Raw genomic sequence first — 16417 nt, 5'->3', positions numbered from 1 at the left:
TTAGTTTTTAATTTCATCCGGGGCAGTCATGAGCTTGTATCCCCAGCCATCCCTTATATAATGCATTAGTACAATCGCGCGATTTAGACTTTCTGGTTTTAATATGTAAGCCGAGTCTTGTTGTTCCACCAGATTTTCTTGAATTAAAACGGACAAAAGAATATTAACATCTTTCTCCATTTCCATTACTTTTTCAAAATTAACTCCTAGATACTGCTCTAACGTTCGTTCCTCGATTTTTCCATAGGCATTCAAATGCCCCCATACAATCGTAAACGCATAATTATCGACTGTAATTTCTTCTTCGACTGAATGTGGAAGTTCTATATAATTTTTAATATAAGGAGGTGTGAAGCGTACACGATTATTATCCCAATATCCCGCAGATCCGGGTCCAAAAGCCAACACCGGCTCTGTTTCACTTATAGCATCTTTTTCATAAGGAAATATATAATCTGGTAAAGAAAAAACAGTATTATCTACTCTTATATATCCGTTTTGTTGTAAAAATCCGCACACTTCTTCATAAACTGAGATTTTATCGGACAATGCTAAAATATGCTTTCCTCTTTTCTCGCATCGCTCGACAAATTCCTTTCCCCCTGGATAAGAGGAGTAGAAAAGACTAACCGAAATATGTTCCGGTCGTATATTCACTGTATCCCTTATGCTTTCCATGACCGTGCTCTGCGTCTGCCCCGGGATTCCGATTAGCAGATCAATATTTAACATGTCGTAATCAATTTCTCGGATCAGGCTTGCAGCCTTTATAATTTTTTCTCGTGAATAGGGCCGTCCCAGCAATTTGAGCTCTTCATTATTAAAAGACTGGGCACCGACACTTACACGATTAAATCCTTTTCTCCTGAAAATAGACAAGGTTTCTTTGGATGCGGTATCTGGGGAAACTTCGTACGCCATAAATTTCATGTGGGTAAATTGTTCTGGGGTAATCCTATTTCGAATGGAATTTATAATAGTGTCTAGCTGACTTTCATTTAGGAGGGATGGGGTTCCTCCACCAAAAACTATCGAGGTGATTGCTGATTTTGGAAATTCAGTGCATTCAATGTCCACTTTCAAGGCTTTAACATACTCATCCATTACATCGAGGTTAATCATCTCCTCTTCCGAAAATTTGGCTGTAAAGTAGCAGTATGGACAGCGCTTCTTGCAAAACGGAATGTGACAATAAATGTGAAAACGATCAATCATTCAAATCCCAACCTTCCACTTTTAAATTGTGGAGCTAGTAACAGAATTTGTTTAAATCGTGGTAGCATGTTTTACATGTTAAACCCCATTTCTTACACAATCATATGAAATAGATCACATTTACTGGAATAAGAACCATTTCAAAAAAAAAAGCATTCTTCGTTCGCTTAACAGAGCTCAAATAGCCTGCTTCAGCTTACATCAGAATACTTCTTTAAAGTCGCTTTTGGGAGATATAAAACACATATACACAAGTATGCAAAGATGATATGCATCTTGGGCTAAGCTTCCACCCGATTCAAAAACACCTTCGTCCGCTCCAACTGCGGATTGCCAAAAATCTGCTCCGGTGTACCGGATTCTGCAATTTCGCCATTATCCATAAAAATGACACGATCCGCCACATCTCGCGCAAAATTCATCTCGTGGGTCACGATGACCATCGTCATATTCTCCTCAGCCAGCTTTTTGATGACCCGCAGCACCTCGCCTGTCAGCTCGGGATCAAGGGCCGAGGTCGGCTCGTCGAACAGCAAAATATCTGGATTCATCATCATTGCCCGGGCAATCGCCACGCGCTGCTTCTGTCCACCCGACAATCGGGACGGATACGCGTCAGCTTTATCCGCCAAGCCGACTTTGGCCAGCAGTTCGGCGCTTTGGCGGCGCAGTTCAGCCTTACTCACCTTTTTCACCAGCTTCGGAGCCAGCTCCAGATTATCCTGCACCGTCAAGTGAGGGAACAGATTAAAATGCTGAAACACCATGCCCATACCGGTGGTAATGCCTTTAATGTCACCTGCCGGAGCGTACTGACCGTTTTCCACCAGTGCTTTATCATGAATGCGGATCGTCCCGCCCGTCACATCTTCCAGGTGTACTAAACTACGGAGCATGGTACTTTTCCCTGAACCTGAAGGACCGATGACAGCTACAACCTCGCCCGCTTTAACGTTAAAGCTCACTCTTTTCAGAACGTCGAGCTTGCCGAACGATTTTTTCAAATCGATAACTTCTATTGCATTAGTATTCATATCCCGACATTCCTTTTACTCGAATTTAAAACGTTTTTCCAGCGCCCTGAAGAATAGCGTCAGCACCAAAGCTAACAACAAATAAATAACCGCTGCTACAACATAAGGTACAATCGAAAAATCGCGGTTTACAGCCGTATTGGCAAAATGCAGCAGTTCCGGTACCGCTACTGCATACAGTAGTGCCGTATCTTTTACTAATGTTGTCGCCTCATTGGTTACCGCAGGCAAAGCGATCCGTACCATTTGCGGCACAATGACTCTTATCAGCGTCTGCGACTTGCTCAAGCCCAGCACTTGCGAAGCCTCGTATTGCCCTTTATCAATCGACAACATTCCGCCTCTAAAAATTTCTGCAAAATAAGCCGCATAATTCAATACAAATGCCAGCACGGCAGCCGTTGTTCGATCCATTACCAGATACTCCCCAATGACAGGCAACATCGGCAGACCAAAACAAAAGAACAATAATTGCAGCAAAAGCGGCGTGCCGCGTATAACATAAATGTACGTGTGCATCAGCCAAGCGATTGGCTTAATCCGGCTTTTGGCCAGCAACGTAACGACAAAACCCAATGGAATAGACAAGATGAGCGTGATGAAAAATAAAATAACCGTCATCTGTGCCCCTTCAAGCATAGGCTTCATAATTCGTAAAATATATTCCATACTCATGACCTTCGACTCCTAAACCTTAGTTCAATACACTACGTATTAATTTAATACTTTATCTTCACCAAACCACTTTTTCGAAATTTCAGCAGCTTTTCCGTTCTTGTGCAGCTCATCCAAAGCGGATTGCAGCTGCGTCAACAGCTCTTCATTCCCTTTTTTCACACCGATGCCGTATTCCTCAGGGGCCAATGATTCATCAAGCAGCTTATACGTCCCTTGTTCCTTCGACATATAATACTTGGCAACGACTTCATCAATGACAACCGCATCCAGACGCCCGGTTTTCAGATCTGTCAAAGCAAGAACGTTATCCGGGTACTCAGACACTGACTTCAATTTACTTTTGATCGGATTCGCATCCAATGCATCGGCTGCTGAAGACAGCGTCTGGAGTCCCACCGTTTTGCCCGCCAGATCAGCCAGCTTGGAAAGACTGGAGGTAGCTGGAACGACAATGACCTGACTGTTTTTCAGATATGGCTTCGTGAACAGCACTTTTTCCTTACGCTCATCCGTAATGGTGTATCCATTCCAAATGAGATCAATACGTCCGCTGTTCAGCTCGGATTCTTTGGCAGACCAGTCAATCGGCTGAAATTTCACCTGTTTACCCATTTGTTCCCCGGCCGCTTTCGCATAATCAATATCAAAGCCGGTCAGCTCATTATTTTCATCTCTAAAGCCCATCGGGGCGAATTTATCATCAATGCCAATAATCAATTTACTGTCGTCCTTACCGCCGGAACACCCGGCCAACACGATCATCATCAATCCAATTAACATCGTAAACATGGCTGCTTTTCTCATCTTATTCCCCTCCAACAATGGTGACCCCCGTATCCAAGAACAGGTGGCAAACGCTTTAGTTCGTTAACACGTTATCAGAGTATCATCATAACACACCGCAGGATACTCGTCGAGAGGAATGAGCGGAATCTTAGCCTTATATAAATGGAAAACCTGTGACGAAAATTTGACCTGTGTTCTATAATGTAAAACCTTACCTTGACATGTCACCTAAACCGTCTTATTATTTCCTAGTATTCTTATATACTTTTACTTATATTAAATTTTTAGCAGCAATAGTATGTAAATCAGCTTGATAGACAGGAGAAATTAAGCCCCATGTACATTTTAAAGCGTCTTTTTACGATGTTCATTACACTGTGGATTATCGTCACTTTAACGTTTATCATCATGCACATCATTCCGGGTGACCCATTCTCGAACGATTCCAAAACCATTCCGGAAGCGGTATTGCAAAACATGCGTGCCAGGTACAATCTGGACAAGCCGCTCGCTGTGCAGTATGTGCTGTATCTCAAAAATCTGCTAGTGCTGGATATGGGCCCGTCTATTCAATCGAAAACGACGGACGTCAATATGCTCATCGCCCGAGGTTTTCCACCTTCTGCATTGCTCGGTATTCAATCCATCGTGGTCGCGATTATTGCCGGAATTTCGCTTGGAACACTGGCTGCTCTACACCATAATCGACCACTGGATTATATCTCGATGTTTATCGCCATTGTTGGTATTTCCGTACCCAGCTTCATATTGGCACCGTTGCTAATCAAGTATGTTGCCGTTCAATGGCACCTTCTTCCGGTCGCCTCATGGGGAACCTGGCAGCATACGGTGCTCCCATCGCTGGCTCTCGCTGTTTCACCTCTTGCTGTTATCGCACGCTTTATGCGGACGAGTATGCTGGAAGTCATGCATGAGGAGTACATACGCACTGCCAAAGCGAAAGGGTTGTCTTCTTGGGCAGTAGTTCTGCGTCACGGATTACGCAACGCGTTGGTTCCGGTGCTTTCTTTTATCGGACCGCTATTCGCTTCCGTCATTACAGGTACCTTTGTCGTTGAAAAAATATTCGCCATTCCCGGCATCGGTAAATACTTCGTAGATAGTATCTTTAACCGGGATTATCCAGTGATTATGGGGACGACCATTTTCTACAGTTCCATTCTAGTCGTTACTTTATTTTTAATTGATATTTCCTATCGCCTTGTCGATCCACGAATCAAATTAGTCAGTAAAGGAGATTAACATGAAAGCAGCACCTACTGTCGAAAAGGACAGTCTGTTCAGTCTTGTAGACCGCAGCCAGATCCCCACCGCCACGTTGACCAGACCCAAAGAATCACTCTGGCGGGATCGGCTACGCAGACTTTTCAACAACAAGCTTGCTCTTTTGGGGCTTTCCCTACTAATCATTATTATTGCGCTGGCGATTGTTGGACCTTCCATGGTTTCTTATGCACCGAGTGATCAATCTCTTTTGAAGACGAATCTCTCTCCTTCCAAAGAGCATTGGTTTGGCACGGATGATCTGGGGAGGGACGTATGGGCACGGACATGGGCCGGGGCTAGAATTTCACTCATGATCGGCTTTGCCGCTGCCGCCATTGATTTGGTACTTGGCATTCTCGTCGGCTGTGTTGCTGGCTATTGTGCTGGGCAGGGTAAAACGGGCGACCGGATCGACAGCATTCTCATGCGTATTATTGAAATTTTGTATAGTATTCCTTATCTGCTAGTCATCATTCTGCTGCTCGTCATTATGAAGCCCGGTCTGCTCACGATGATTATTGCATTATCTATTACTGGCTGGGTCGGTATGGCACGTGTAGTACGTGGGCAAATCTTACAGCTGAAGCAGCAGGAATATGTGTTGGCAGCCCGTAGCTTGGGGACATCTCATTCGCGTATTATCTTCAGACATTTGCTACCAAACGCAGCGGCAATCATTATCGTGAATTTAACGTTCACTATTCCGTCGGCTATTTTTGCCGAATCGTTCCTGAGCTTTCTCGGTTTGGGGATTCAGTCTCCTTCGGCCAGCTGGGGGACGATGGCTAACGATTCACTTGGCGTTATTTTAAGCGGTCAATGGTGGCGCCTATTTTTCCCCGGGCTGATGATATCGCTCACCATGCTAGCGTTCAATACGCTTGGAGATGGGCTTCAGGATGCACTTGACCCGCGTTCACAGCATTAACAACAGAAAGATCCCAATTGGACAAGGAGGGATGTCACCATGATCCGCAGCTTCTCGCCTAACCGCAGGAAGAACGGCAGTTCCTTTATCGAAGTGCGCACACGCGGCATACCTGCGGGAAAGGAGGATGAATAAACCCCGGTACGGTGTACTTTATTTTTTGCATAACTAACCACAATAATGGAGGAAAACCACGATGAAAAAAATGCATTGGATGACGATCATCTTACTTTTGGCCGTAACGGCTTTGGCTGGATGCTCTGGTACTACAGACAAAACAGCAAGCAACGACCCGTCCGCTGCGCCTCAAGCAGATATCCCGCAAGAAATTACTGCCAATCTGGCAGGTGGAGAACCTTATACGCTAGACCCTGCTTTCGCATCAGATACAACGTCCTATTTTGTAATTGATAACTTGTACGAAGGGCTGTATACATACGATAAGGCCGGTAAAATCGTAGAAGGCGCTGCTAGCAAAGTAGACGTATCTCCTGACGGCAAAACCTACACTTTTACTATTCGTGACGGTGCAAAATGGTCGAATGGTGACCCACTGACAGCTAAGGATTTTGAGTACTCCTGGAAACGGGTACTAAATCCAAAAACAGCTGCCTACGATCCTTCTGCCCTCTACTACATCAAAGGTGCCGAAGCGTACAACACAGGCAAAGGTAAAATTGAAGACGTGGGTGTTACTGCCAAAGATGATAAAACTCTTGTAGTTGAGCTGAAATCACCGCTGAGCTTCTTCCCCACGATCGCCGTGGGTCATGCTTATCTGCCAGTAAACCAATCAGTTGTTGAGAAAAATGACAAATGGGCAGCAGAAGCGGGCACAATTGTCGGCAACGGTGCGTATGTAGCCAAGGAATGGAAACATAACGAACAAATTACGCTGACGAAAAACGATCAATTCTGGAACAAAGATGCCATTACAATGGCAACGATTAATTTTAAAATGGTGCAAGACTCCACAACGTATTATCAAATGTACAAAACGGGCGATCTGGACCTGATTTTGAGCCTTCCCGTAGATACATTGGATCAGGAAAAGAGCAACAAGGAATTCCTGTCGCATCCGTCTTTCAGTGTGTACACCTATTCTTTTAACGTAAAACAAAAGCCGTTTGACAATAAAAAAATCAGACAAGCCATTGCCTATGCTATTGACCGCGAAGCACTGGCTACCAGCGTAACCAAAGGTGGCGAAACTCCGGCTTACGGTTATGTTCCATACGGAACAACAACACCATCCGGCAAGGACTTCCGTGATGAAGCACCGAAAAAATACTATGAGTTTGACGCTGCAAAAGCGAAACAATTGCTGGCCGAAGGTCTGAAAGAAGAAGGTTTGACCAAGCTGCCACCAGTCACCTTCAAATACAACACTTCGGACAAGCATAAAAAAGTAGCTGAAGCGATTCAGGAAATGCTGAAAACAAACCTGGGTGTTGAAGTGACGCTGGAGAATCAGGAATGGAAAACGTACATTGATACCTTTAAACAGAAGAACTTCCAGATCGCCCGTATGGGCTGGGAAGGAAACTTCCTGGATCCGCTCGGCGTATTGGGGCATTATACTTCCAAAAACTCGAACAACTTTACCAACTGGAGCAACCCGGAGTATGACAAACTGATTGAATCCTCAACCTTTGAGCTTGATCCGGCAAAACGCTTTGAACAGCTCCATCAGGCAGAAGACGTATTGATGGAAGATCTGCCGATTATTCCGATCCAGTTCTCTGCGGACACTGCATTAATCAGCCCTAAGATTCAAGGTATCGTATTTGATGCTCGTTCGAACCCAGACCTGCGCTTTGCGAAACGGGTCGAAAAATAATGATTTTACGTTTTGGGATCATCGCCCTGATTGTCAGTACCTTAGGGTTTCTGTACGCCACCCCCCATCTCTTGAATGGTCGTGAACACATGGCTACTGCAAATCTGTTATTCCTGTTGGGGTTGCTGGGCTTGGTGATCGGTGCAATCTTCCACGTTCTGCAAAGCGGTTTTCTAACCCTCTTCCTGCGGGGATTTGCCGACATCGGACAGTTATTCATTCGTCAATCCAAGGCATTACGAGAGGAAAATGAGCGTTTGCGTTCCGATGAATCTTTGTCAGCCTGGAAAACATCCATGTTCCGCCACCTCAAGGTATATACTTCGGGGTGCGGAGCAGGGCTTATCCTTTGCTCGATGATACTAATGGGGATAAGTTAGGGTGGTATGAGAAGCTTTCTTGCGGTTGGTGAGCGCTGCGCGTGCAGATTGTTCTTCCGATCGCTGTTATCCCCGGATTTCTATTGAATAGAACCTGTAAGGGTAAAATCCGGGGATAAAGGCGAACGCTTCGCTTCTTCAGAACAATTCTGCCCGCTCCGCTGGCAACCGCCGTAGAGCTTCTATACGTTTTAGAGGTGTGTAAAGAAAGAGAGAGTTTCGCATTGCTAGCGGAACTCTCTCTTTTTGTATTTTTTATATGAAGCTTTGTAGGATCGCATATTACAACACTTAGTATCCTTAATAAATATGCTTTTCTTTCGCTTCTTGCAACCATGACGGGAACTCGTTAAGCAATAGTTCGTACAATTCATTATCTTCCATAGATTCGATATCTTGTATTTGAAAAAAATTAGCGTTATCTACCACACGGCCTTGTATGTTGTCGAGCTTCTTTAATACACCAAAATCGGACTCACCCACACCTATAAATTGCCAGAAAATCGGCTCTCCTGACGAATCAATGACCGCGTTGTCGATGTTGTCTCCTTTTCCACGCTTCACACCGCCATCATTAATAAAAATAACAAAGGCCGGATCAGAAGAGGGTTCTTCCTTGGTGTATTTGGCGATGACATCGCGCATCACAGGCGGCTCATCATTACGACCGAACTTGGGCAAATAATCATTGGACAGAATATGTCTTTCAACATAGTTGTCAACATCATTTTCGGTAACGGAAGGCAACCGTGAAAAACGGTGATCATACACCCATACGTCCAGTACACCATCATCATCCAAAGCACTCGCTACTGCAACAATTCGTTCCAACACCTTTTGAACGGTACCATTTTTGTACAAACTTCTCATAGATCCTGAAATATCGAGCACCAATCCAACTCTCGCAGTCACATTCGTTAGATTCTTTTTAGTCAGTACCAGTTGCGCATTCTTTTTAAGTAAAGAAATACTGCTCATGTTCCCCACGCTCCTCTATGATGTTTGCGTTTGTACGTCTAGTACGTCTACTCTACCATCTGCGTCGTTCGTCGCCTCTCAGGGGAAAGTCGCTTAATTCTCCGAGTTGGTCATGTGCAGCCTTATAAATACGGAGGATAGCTTGCACTTTGTTAAAATCATTGTCTTCCGGGCCGAATCCTTCCATATACATTTTTTGAATGATGTTTTGGAAAAAGTCCATACGTTCGCGGACGGAATCCTGCTCGATTTGCAGTACCTCTTCAAAGCTGTGTGTCTCGGCAAAATCAGACAGTTCATCAAATTCCTGTTCCTGATATCGATCTCCCCGAGTTTCGGGATTGAGATCAATAGAGGTACGCAGGGTTGATAATAAAATATTTTCGCGTGCCAGCATGACATGAAAATCTTTGTTCTTAAACAGATCCGTAACGATCAGACGGCACATTTCCTTGTTCTGCAGTAGAATCCCGTCAAAAGGATGCAGCGTCCACACACCGTAGTTAAAAAATAAATTAAAATTGAAGCTGCTGCTTCCATACTGATATACAATGTTAATTTTCGATTCGTCGATGATTTCAAATGAAAATTCCAGCATGCATTCTCCTTTTGGATTCCAATATTTAACTCTATCCTATCAGAAAATGCATGATTTTCAATAAAAAATTTTATTTCACAGAATCATTTAACTCCACAATTGAATCTACTTTTTCGCTACTGGCAGCCACAAGTAAATAGACAATGACACAACCCAAAATAAAGGACATCATACGCTCGCTCTCTCCTTTTGTCATTCGCTTTTTAAGAGTTTATGCACGAGAATGCTATGTATGTTCATCATGTCCTTTATTAGCTGCTGGCAAACCAAAAAAAGACGCCCTTCGGAGTCATCCCGGCGTCTTTTTCATAGATTGGTCTATTATTCTACATTGTCATCAGTTCAAAAACGAGCTTAAACCCTCAGAAGAATTACTATCCTTCAGCGGTTTGGAAGGTTCTTTCCCTTCGATCCCCAAACGTTGGCTAAGGTTGGCATTGATTGCTGTCATTTTACTTGTATAATCATGGCAGCTTTCAATAATCCGACGGTTTGATTTTTCAGACAGATCCAAAGCAGATACCAAATCACCAATCGCCTGATTCACAGCCTCCAGTGACATAGAAGGCTTGCTAAGCAGATCTGTCGTTCTCTCGGTCGTCGTTTTGAGAAGCTTCGCATTTTCCTTGAATTGATTTTCAATGGTACGGTTGGTCGCATCGACGGCTGAAATGATTTTGTCCTGATCCGCCAGCGCCATCGCGATCATAGCCGATACAGTAATCAGATTCGATGTTTTATCAATCGCATTATTTACAGAATCAATCAGTTTATCATTGTTATCATTAATAATATCCGTTGCCGCAATCGCCTGATTGTATAACAAAATCATTTCGGTCATAGACTGCGTACGAGTAACCACCTTGCGCAATCCCCGCTCCAGATGAGGCTTGCGGTTTTCATTTTCCGGCTTGGCAATCTCGGTCTCAAACAGTTCTTTCAGGCGATTACCAAAGGCGATCTTCGTCTGTAAATTGTAGATTTCTTCAATGGAGGCTTTCTTCAACTGTCTCATGCTGACGATGTTTTCTTCCAGATTATCCTTACCATCTCTCAAGGCAGTAATGATTTTCTCGATGTTCGTCTTCACCGACTGATACTTGTAAATGTAGTTTTTTAACGGGCTTTTACGCAGAAGCTTGCCAAAAAAACTCACATTTTTGCTCTGCTGGAGCGTTTCACATTCATCACGCAGCTTTAAGATCATATTGGATACCTCAGCCCGATCACCGGACATGAGGTCGTTTACCGGACGATCCAGCATTTTAAGGGTCTGCCCCGCACGTTCCTGCGTTTTAACCCCCAACTTACCGATATCATCCATTAAGGTATCCAAGCTCATGACATCGCTTTGTGATACCTTCTGAATCAGCTGTGAAGCCTCCTCAGTCACCTTCTGTTCATCTTCTTTTTTCAACTCAGCCCATGGGGTCGCCATACGCTACCTCCTATTCTAAAAAACAACTGTTCCCAAGTATAATCGTTGTTTTTCAGAGCAGCTAATTTGCTACTTTTTTATTTTCTTACAAATCGCCTACAATTCGGAACTGCTATAACGCTGGTGAATAAGCTCCGCTTTGCTCTGTAATTCCATGAGATCCTTATGCTCCACCGTGGATACAATTACTGATATTTTATTATCCACATCCCGTAATCCGTTTAACAACGTCCTCCGGTTGGTACGCTTCGCATCGCCGCTGAGCCGAAGAAACGGATTAATTAGCCCATTCAAATCCTTCAAAATCAATCTCCGAACCGTATGATTCACTTCGCTGTTGTTCAGTTCATGCAAAAGCGGAATGACCCGCTGCAAACGTGCAAATAGAGCCAGCGCCTTCTCGACAATCTCGTTATCAAGCGCATCCTTCTGTCCCTCGGAGATCACCATATCCTCCAGTACCTCCAAATACTCCATCACCTGAGCAAATTCACTGCTCACCTGATCTGGTTGACGTACTTGTCCTGTCATAGACTGCGGTCGAACGGCAGCTTCCTTTTCATGCTGCTGTGTCTCACCGACCTGCTCCTGCACCACCGGAATCACGGAACCGGTCAGATTGGGGCGAGGATGGCGAACAGCCATGATGGCGCTGTATCCTCCCAAACCAAGGATCGGAATCGCCAAACACACAAACAGTGGCAACCAAAAACTTAGTAAAAGCGCAATCAGGTAGCTAACCACAGCAATCGTGGCACCCCACATTTTTGACGTCATAGCTTGTACCTCCTGACGTAAACCCTTACCATATTGTAGAAAACAATATTTGTGTGTGTCAATGTACGGATTTACGTATGGTGATTGGCTGCTCGATATGACTGGCTAAAATGTCGTATTGCGGATGAAGTGAACCGATCTCATGACCCAAAGCCGATTTCACCGCTAGATAAGGAAAGTTGATACCTGACAAACATGATACATGAAGTCCTCCGGACATCCGCGGATTGATCTCTAGCAGCTTGGCATGCTCGCCGTTATATTTTACCTGAATGTTATAATTGTACGGAATATGATACGCCTCAGCGACCTTCTGTGCCACCTCCAACAGCTCGGGATGCTGCTCCAGCAGCCGTAATCGTCCTCCTGCCTTCCTACGCGGAACTGCTGCTAGCAGCTTTCCGTTCCGGTCAGCCAGGCAGTCAATACTGTATTCGTATCCCTCCAGCAACTCCATCACCATCAGATTGGGAAATGATTCTGTGGATGACAATACGCGGTGTGCTTCCTCGAATGAAATATGATTCAGCGCATGGCCGAACAGTTCCTCCAGCGGATTACGTTCATTGTCGATGATACGAAAGCCCATTCCGCCTTCCGCATTACATGGCTTGAAGCATACCTTATGCCCAAGTGCTATTAACGACTCATAAGCCTGTTTAAACTGCTCAGCATTGCTGGCAATGGCATAATCGGGAATCGTGACAATGTCCTTTTGACGGATGGATTCATAAAACAGATCCTTTTCCATCAGTTGCTCCAGCAGTTCGGTATCTTGGCATACCATCACTTTTGTCCCAATATCATCGAACAAATAAAGATGCTTGCTAATATCGAGCATATTCCACCGTGGGATAAAGACATCAATTCCGTGCCGCCTGCAAAAATCAGCGCAAAACCGTGCGTACTCCACACCACTGGTGCGAGGCTCTACTTCAGCTACATCACTGGCCTGTAACGCCATATGCTGCGGATCAGAGTGCGTCGCATAGATCTCGAACGGAATACCGTCCTCATTGTTACGAATAGCATTCATATAATGATACGCCACTGAAAACCAGCGGTTAAAATACACTTTAACCTTCTTCACAGAGCCACGTCCCCTATCTATTCTGAAAATGAAGTTTGAGCTGCGAACACACTCCGGTGTATTTCATGAACATACGCCATGATTTCGTTCGCTGCATAAACCCCCGACACTTCTGTAAAACGATAATTGACCTCCAGCTTATCCCGCAGTTGTTCCCGATACAATTCACCATGACGCGGAGCAATCGCATAATCGGCATAGTCCAGCAGACAACGGTCTAGCAAAGAGTCACCGGACGCAACCACGGTCCCTCCATTCGTGAGGTTACGGATATGCTCCACGGCTGCCTGTTTATTCACGGCTGCAGGTACCAAATACACCTTACGACCTTGAATGGATACCTCCCAGCCCATTTCACGCATGATTCGCGCCTTCTCCAGCACCTGTTCCAGCGGCATACGATCCCGTTCAATCATGAAAGCATAGAATAACTCGTCGCAAAAGCGTTCGTTTACCACCCAATCTTCATGCAGCACCTGCCCGAACACCTGACGTGCTTCTTCCGCGTGAGCACCATCACGGCGCACTTGTTCATGAATACGTCGATTCCACTCTCGATCCACCTCGCCTCCAACGATGATGTTTCCGCCATTACTCGTCACGGCATATGCGGGAACCAACTCCGTCTGAAACACGGTGATTCGTCGATACTGTTCCATCGTCCGAGTCGTCACGGGCATAAACATCACATCTTCAGGCAGTGTCTTTAGCCATTGCAGGGCTTGTTCAGAAATAAAAGCCGATGTCGCCCCGTTTATCTGTTCCGCAGGCAACAGACCAGGGGACTCCAGCGGTACGCCAAGCGAACGTTTGGAGTAAATCAGTGTCTGATCCAGATCACTTGCGTAGATCATTCTTGTCCCCCCTTGAGCGGCTTGATAATTCCGCAGCAGGAATAAGTCAATCCTTCAAATACCTCTACGGGCACTCCACGATCCTTTGCCAGCAGCATAATATGCTGGAGATTCGGATTATCTTCGCGATCAATCAGAATTTTCCACGGCACTCTGCGCAGCAGTACACGAGTCGTCTCCCCCACTCCGGGCTTGACCAGATTGATATCCCGAATGCCAAATGCCTGCTGAATCGCCTCAATATCCCGTAAGCCCTGCCATGTCACCGCAGGCGGATTCAATGTCATTAGTTCAGCATATGCAACGGCCGCTTCAGCCACGTCTTGAAAATACCCGGATACCGTATCCACAAACGTATTGGACTGATCCACTGACCGCCAGGATTCATAAAATTTGGCCCCATGGAAATCGTCAGGGCCTATGAGATCGTCGCGTAATACCGTCCGACTCATTAAACCTGATACAGTCGAATTCAGACAAGCACTTGGAATCAAATAATCTTCTCGTGTACCAAAGGTTTCTGAACATCTGCCCGGATCGGCCAGCACCGCCAGATCATCATTTAGGCGCAACCCGTAATCCGCATTCATCTCACGGCAGGCCTCAATCAATACCTGGCGAATTGCCCCTTTCCCCGTCCAGCCATCGACAAACTGAAGTTCAATCCCCAGCCCATGCTGCTGTAAAATGTATAATATCGCATTCCGGTCAATGCCTTTGCCACGAATAATAGAAATGCTGTAATGCGGCAAGGATACGCTATACTTCCAGTCAATATAACGCTTGATCAGGATACCAATGGGCGTCCCTGCTCTAGCCAGAGAAACAATCGCCGTATTTAAGCCTCTTTTTCTCACAATCATCTCAGCCACAGAAGCTGCCGCTAATGCAACCTTTTGGGCAGATTGGGCAAGCGTTTCGTGAAACAATGCAATATACTCTGCGGTGGGCTCGTATTCCACTGGCAGCATTTCTGAATAATGGACGCCCGACTGAATCGCCTCTTCACGATCCTCCGTCCCTTTTTCCAACGTAACCCTACTCAAATCCTTCAATAAAAATGTGACATCCGAGGCAGGATAACTGCCTAGAGGTTTGGGCGGATGAATGTTCTTCTGTTGTATTTGCTCCATGAGTGCTTGCTTCATATCCGCGCTCCTTTACTCTCCTGTCTAGTTAAACCGTTAAAATAAACGACATGCACTTTATCGCAGCCCAGACGGTTCAAAGCCTCCAGCATGGGGTTCATCCGCTCTAGGTCCGACTCCCTTTCCATCAAAACGAATATTTCGTCATACTGACCAGGGTCTACATTATAAATAAAATTGCGTATCGTACTGTCCTCAGGCGATCGATATGTCACACCACAAGCGACTCCATACCCTTCTTCTCGGTGGGGATATACCGGGCTGCGTGTCGTCGATTGAAAATACACATCCGGGCCTAACTCTGCTGCAATCCGCATTGGAATGTACATGAATTCTCCCGTGCCCATAACCAGCGTGCGTTGCCCAGAACGAAGTTGCTTCAGTCGTTCGGCTGTACGCGTGATTTCTGCATCCAACGCTGAATTGTCAATGGATTGTAGACCAAAACGGCCTGTATATTTTAGATAAGGAGCTGTATTGGTGTACCCGTCCGTTGACATGGAGCTGTGTACTACCCGCTCAAAACCGGAAGCCTCCTGTTCAAAACAGTGGTCAATTATTCCAGAAGCATCTTTATTAACCTCTGCCATGCTAGTGGCTGCATGTTCTGGGTTCCCAGCCTGTCCAGCATATTCTGCGTGATCCAGTATTGGTACTCCCTGTACCTCAATCTTTCCTTTGAGCAAGCTTAAAGGCGTAATCGTAATGCCTAGCTCTACCTCCAGATCAGCGAAAGCCTGCTCGTCGCTGTCTGTCCGCCAATCCAATAACGAAGCAATCACATACTGTTTACGCGGAAAATGCTCCTGAATATCCCGTATGATATTAAGCGTTGTTTTCCCCGTCGTAATTTCATCATCTACCAGCACAATCGGGCCATCACCCGCAAAAGCACCTTCATCCAGTGCATAGCAACGATGATCAACAGCGTGCGAATGCTCTTCTTCAAACCGAATAATAGGCCGAAGGCCCGGGATATCCTCGCGCGTCGTATGAATATACGAGGCCCCGTCGTCAAACAACCGATACATACTGTGTCCCAGTGCTGTAGCCGTCTCGGCAAAACCAACAAACTTGATCGGCTCCGTAAAAGCAAAAGCTAAACGCTCATCCATCAGCTTTCGATAGGCCTCTTTCGCATAGTCTGGGTTAAGTAGTCCTCTCACGGCCTCTCCAATCAGTTCATCCATCTGTTGTCCCGCTTGTGGGACAAGCTCCTTATATAGCAGGATCGCCAGCGCCGCACCACTGAGCAGAGAGGTGTATGGGTTTACCGGAATATGCTTGCCCAGCACCTTGCTGACAAATAAAAATGAACGCTTTTTATTGACCCGTGCCGCCATCGCAAACAGCTTGTCCACAGGAAGACGGAATGGATTATGAGTC

General features: G+C 45.5%; 16 protein-coding genes. 4 read left to right on the top strand and 12 right to left on the bottom strand.

The genetic code is table 11. The features are described 5' to 3' along the window. The 4 genes from MKX46_RS20515 to MKX46_RS20500 form a co-directional block, all read right to left on the bottom strand. On the bottom strand, nt 1-1215 hold the full coding sequence (locus tag MKX46_RS20515) for a radical SAM protein (RefSeq protein WP_341071707.1): 1215 nt from the start codon (nt 1213-1215) through the stop codon (nt 1-3). A gap of 281 nt (nt 1216-1496) precedes the next feature. Next, complete coding sequence (locus tag MKX46_RS20510) at nt 1497-2249, bottom strand: amino acid ABC transporter ATP-binding protein (protein WP_029517549.1); 753 nt, start codon at nt 2247-2249, stop codon at nt 1497-1499. A 15-nt stretch (nt 2250-2264) separates the two neighbouring features. Next, nucleotides 2265-2924, bottom strand: a complete 660-nt coding sequence (locus MKX46_RS20505; protein ID WP_029517550.1) for an amino acid ABC transporter permease — start codon at nt 2922-2924, stop codon at nt 2265-2267. Nucleotides 2925-2963: 39 nt separating this feature from the next. Next, nucleotides 2964-3731, bottom strand: coding sequence for an amino acid ABC transporter substrate-binding protein (locus tag MKX46_RS20500; RefSeq protein ID WP_341071706.1), 768 nt, complete (start codon nt 3729-3731; stop codon nt 2964-2966). 318 nt (nt 3732-4049) lie between these two features. Here MKX46_RS20500 and MKX46_RS20495 point away from each other — a divergent pair, with 318 nt between their 5' ends. The 4 genes from MKX46_RS20495 to MKX46_RS20480 all read left to right on the top strand — a co-directional run bounded on the left by MKX46_RS20495 (nt 4050) and on the right by MKX46_RS20480 (nt 8148). Next, nucleotides 4050-4976 carry an ABC transporter permease gene (locus tag MKX46_RS20495; protein ID WP_029517552.1) on the top strand — a complete coding sequence of 309 codons (927 nt, stop codon included), beginning with the start codon at nt 4050-4052 and terminating at the stop codon, nt 4974-4976. A 1-nt stretch (nt 4977) separates the two neighbouring features. After that, complete coding sequence (locus tag MKX46_RS20490; RefSeq protein ID WP_165150033.1) at nt 4978-5928, top strand: ABC transporter permease; 951 nt, start codon at nt 4978-4980, stop codon at nt 5926-5928. Nucleotides 5929-6124: 196 nt separating this feature from the next. Beyond that, a complete protein-coding gene (locus MKX46_RS20485) occupies nt 6125-7768 on the top strand; it encodes a peptide ABC transporter substrate-binding protein (protein WP_069012387.1) in 1644 nt (547 codons plus the stop codon). A gap of 89 nt (nt 7769-7857) precedes the next feature. Further along, entirely contained in the window at nt 7858-8148 is a 291-nt protein-coding gene (locus MKX46_RS20480) for a DUF3899 domain-containing protein (protein ID WP_238437970.1), read from the top strand. A gap of 300 nt (nt 8149-8448) precedes the next feature. Here MKX46_RS20480 and MKX46_RS20475 read toward each other — a convergent pair whose 3' ends face one another. From MKX46_RS20475 to MKX46_RS20440, 8 genes are all read right to left on the bottom strand, one after another. Then, nucleotides 8449-9126, bottom strand: a complete 678-nt coding sequence (locus tag MKX46_RS20475; protein ID WP_029517556.1) for a vWA domain-containing protein — start codon at nt 9124-9126, stop codon at nt 8449-8451. Between the two features lie 52 nt (nt 9127-9178). Then, nucleotides 9179-9724, bottom strand: coding sequence for a hypothetical protein (locus MKX46_RS20470; protein ID WP_029517557.1), 546 nt, complete (start codon nt 9722-9724; stop codon nt 9179-9181). Nucleotides 9725-10061: 337 nt separating this feature from the next. Next, nucleotides 10062-11162, bottom strand: a complete 1101-nt coding sequence (locus MKX46_RS20465; RefSeq protein WP_029517558.1) for a toxic anion resistance protein — start codon at nt 11160-11162, stop codon at nt 10062-10064. Between the two features lie 96 nt (nt 11163-11258). Then, nucleotides 11259-11939, bottom strand: coding sequence for a hypothetical protein (locus MKX46_RS20460; RefSeq protein ID WP_341071705.1), 681 nt, complete (start codon nt 11937-11939; stop codon nt 11259-11261). A 58-nt stretch (nt 11940-11997) separates the two neighbouring features. Further along, nucleotides 11998-13029: an ATP-grasp domain-containing protein gene (locus MKX46_RS20455; RefSeq protein WP_069012937.1), complete on the bottom strand. Its 1032-nt coding sequence runs from the start codon at nt 13027-13029 to the stop codon at nt 11998-12000. A 17-nt stretch (nt 13030-13046) separates the two neighbouring features. Then, a complete protein-coding gene (locus tag MKX46_RS20450; RefSeq protein WP_029517561.1) occupies nt 13047-13883 on the bottom strand; it encodes an HAD family hydrolase in 837 nt (278 codons plus the stop codon). Continuing rightward, nucleotides 13880-15031 carry a cysteine protease StiP family protein gene (locus tag MKX46_RS20445; protein WP_029517562.1) on the bottom strand — a complete coding sequence of 384 codons (1152 nt, stop codon included), beginning with the start codon at nt 15029-15031 and terminating at the stop codon, nt 13880-13882. Before MKX46_RS20445 ends, MKX46_RS20450 begins: the two co-directional genes overlap by 4 nt. Further along, nucleotides 15028-16374, bottom strand: coding sequence for a phosphoribosyltransferase family protein (locus tag MKX46_RS20440; protein ID WP_341071918.1), 1347 nt, complete (start codon nt 16372-16374; stop codon nt 15028-15030). Before MKX46_RS20440 ends, MKX46_RS20445 begins: the two co-directional genes overlap by 4 nt. Nucleotides 16375-16417: the final 43 nt, after the last annotated feature.

Source organism: Paenibacillus sp. FSL P4-0113, from assembly GCF_038009305.1.
GTDB lineage: Bacteria > Bacillota > Bacilli > Paenibacillales > Paenibacillaceae > Paenibacillus > Paenibacillus polymyxa_D.
Note: the sequence above shows the minus strand (reverse complement) of the source record. Positions and strands in the feature narration are given on the sequence as shown.

Coding starts and splice junctions, on each gene's coding strand:
- MKX46_RS20515 (WP_341071707.1), bottom strand. CDS start 1,215: ATGATTGATCGTTTTCACATTTATTGTCACATTCCGTTTTGCAAGAAG.
- MKX46_RS20510 (WP_029517549.1), bottom strand. CDS start 2,249: ATGAATACTAATGCAATAGAAGTTATCGATTTGAAAAAATCGTTCGGC.
- MKX46_RS20505 (WP_029517550.1), bottom strand. CDS start 2,924: ATGAGTATGGAATATATTTTACGAATTATGAAGCCTATGCTTGAAGGG.
- MKX46_RS20500 (WP_341071706.1), bottom strand. CDS start 3,731: ATGAGAAAAGCAGCCATGTTTACGATGTTAATTGGATTGATGATGATC.
- MKX46_RS20495 (WP_029517552.1), top strand. CDS start 4,050: ATGTACATTTTAAAGCGTCTTTTTACGATGTTCATTACACTGTGGATT.
- MKX46_RS20490 (WP_165150033.1), top strand. CDS start 4,978: ATGAAAGCAGCACCTACTGTCGAAAAGGACAGTCTGTTCAGTCTTGTA.
- MKX46_RS20485 (WP_069012387.1), top strand. CDS start 6,125: ATGAAAAAAATGCATTGGATGACGATCATCTTACTTTTGGCCGTAACG.
- MKX46_RS20480 (WP_238437970.1), top strand. CDS start 7,858: ATGGCTACTGCAAATCTGTTATTCCTGTTGGGGTTGCTGGGCTTGGTG.
- MKX46_RS20475 (WP_029517556.1), bottom strand. CDS start 9,126: ATGAGCAGTATTTCTTTACTTAAAAAGAATGCGCAACTGGTACTGACT.
- MKX46_RS20470 (WP_029517557.1), bottom strand. CDS start 9,724: ATGCTGGAATTTTCATTTGAAATCATCGACGAATCGAAAATTAACATT.
- MKX46_RS20465 (WP_029517558.1), bottom strand. CDS start 11,162: ATGGCGACCCCATGGGCTGAGTTGAAAAAAGAAGATGAACAGAAGGTG.
- MKX46_RS20460 (WP_341071705.1), bottom strand. CDS start 11,939: ATGACGTCAAAAATGTGGGGTGCCACGATTGCTGTGGTTAGCTACCTG.
- MKX46_RS20450 (WP_029517561.1), bottom strand. CDS start 13,883: ATGATCTACGCAAGTGATCTGGATCAGACACTGATTTACTCCAAACGT.
- MKX46_RS20445 (WP_029517562.1), bottom strand. CDS start 15,031: ATGAAGCAAGCACTCATGGAGCAAATACAACAGAAGAACATTCATCCG.
- MKX46_RS20440 (WP_341071918.1), bottom strand. CDS start 16,374: ATGGCGGCACGGGTCAATAAAAAGCGTTCATTTTTATTTGTCAGCAAG.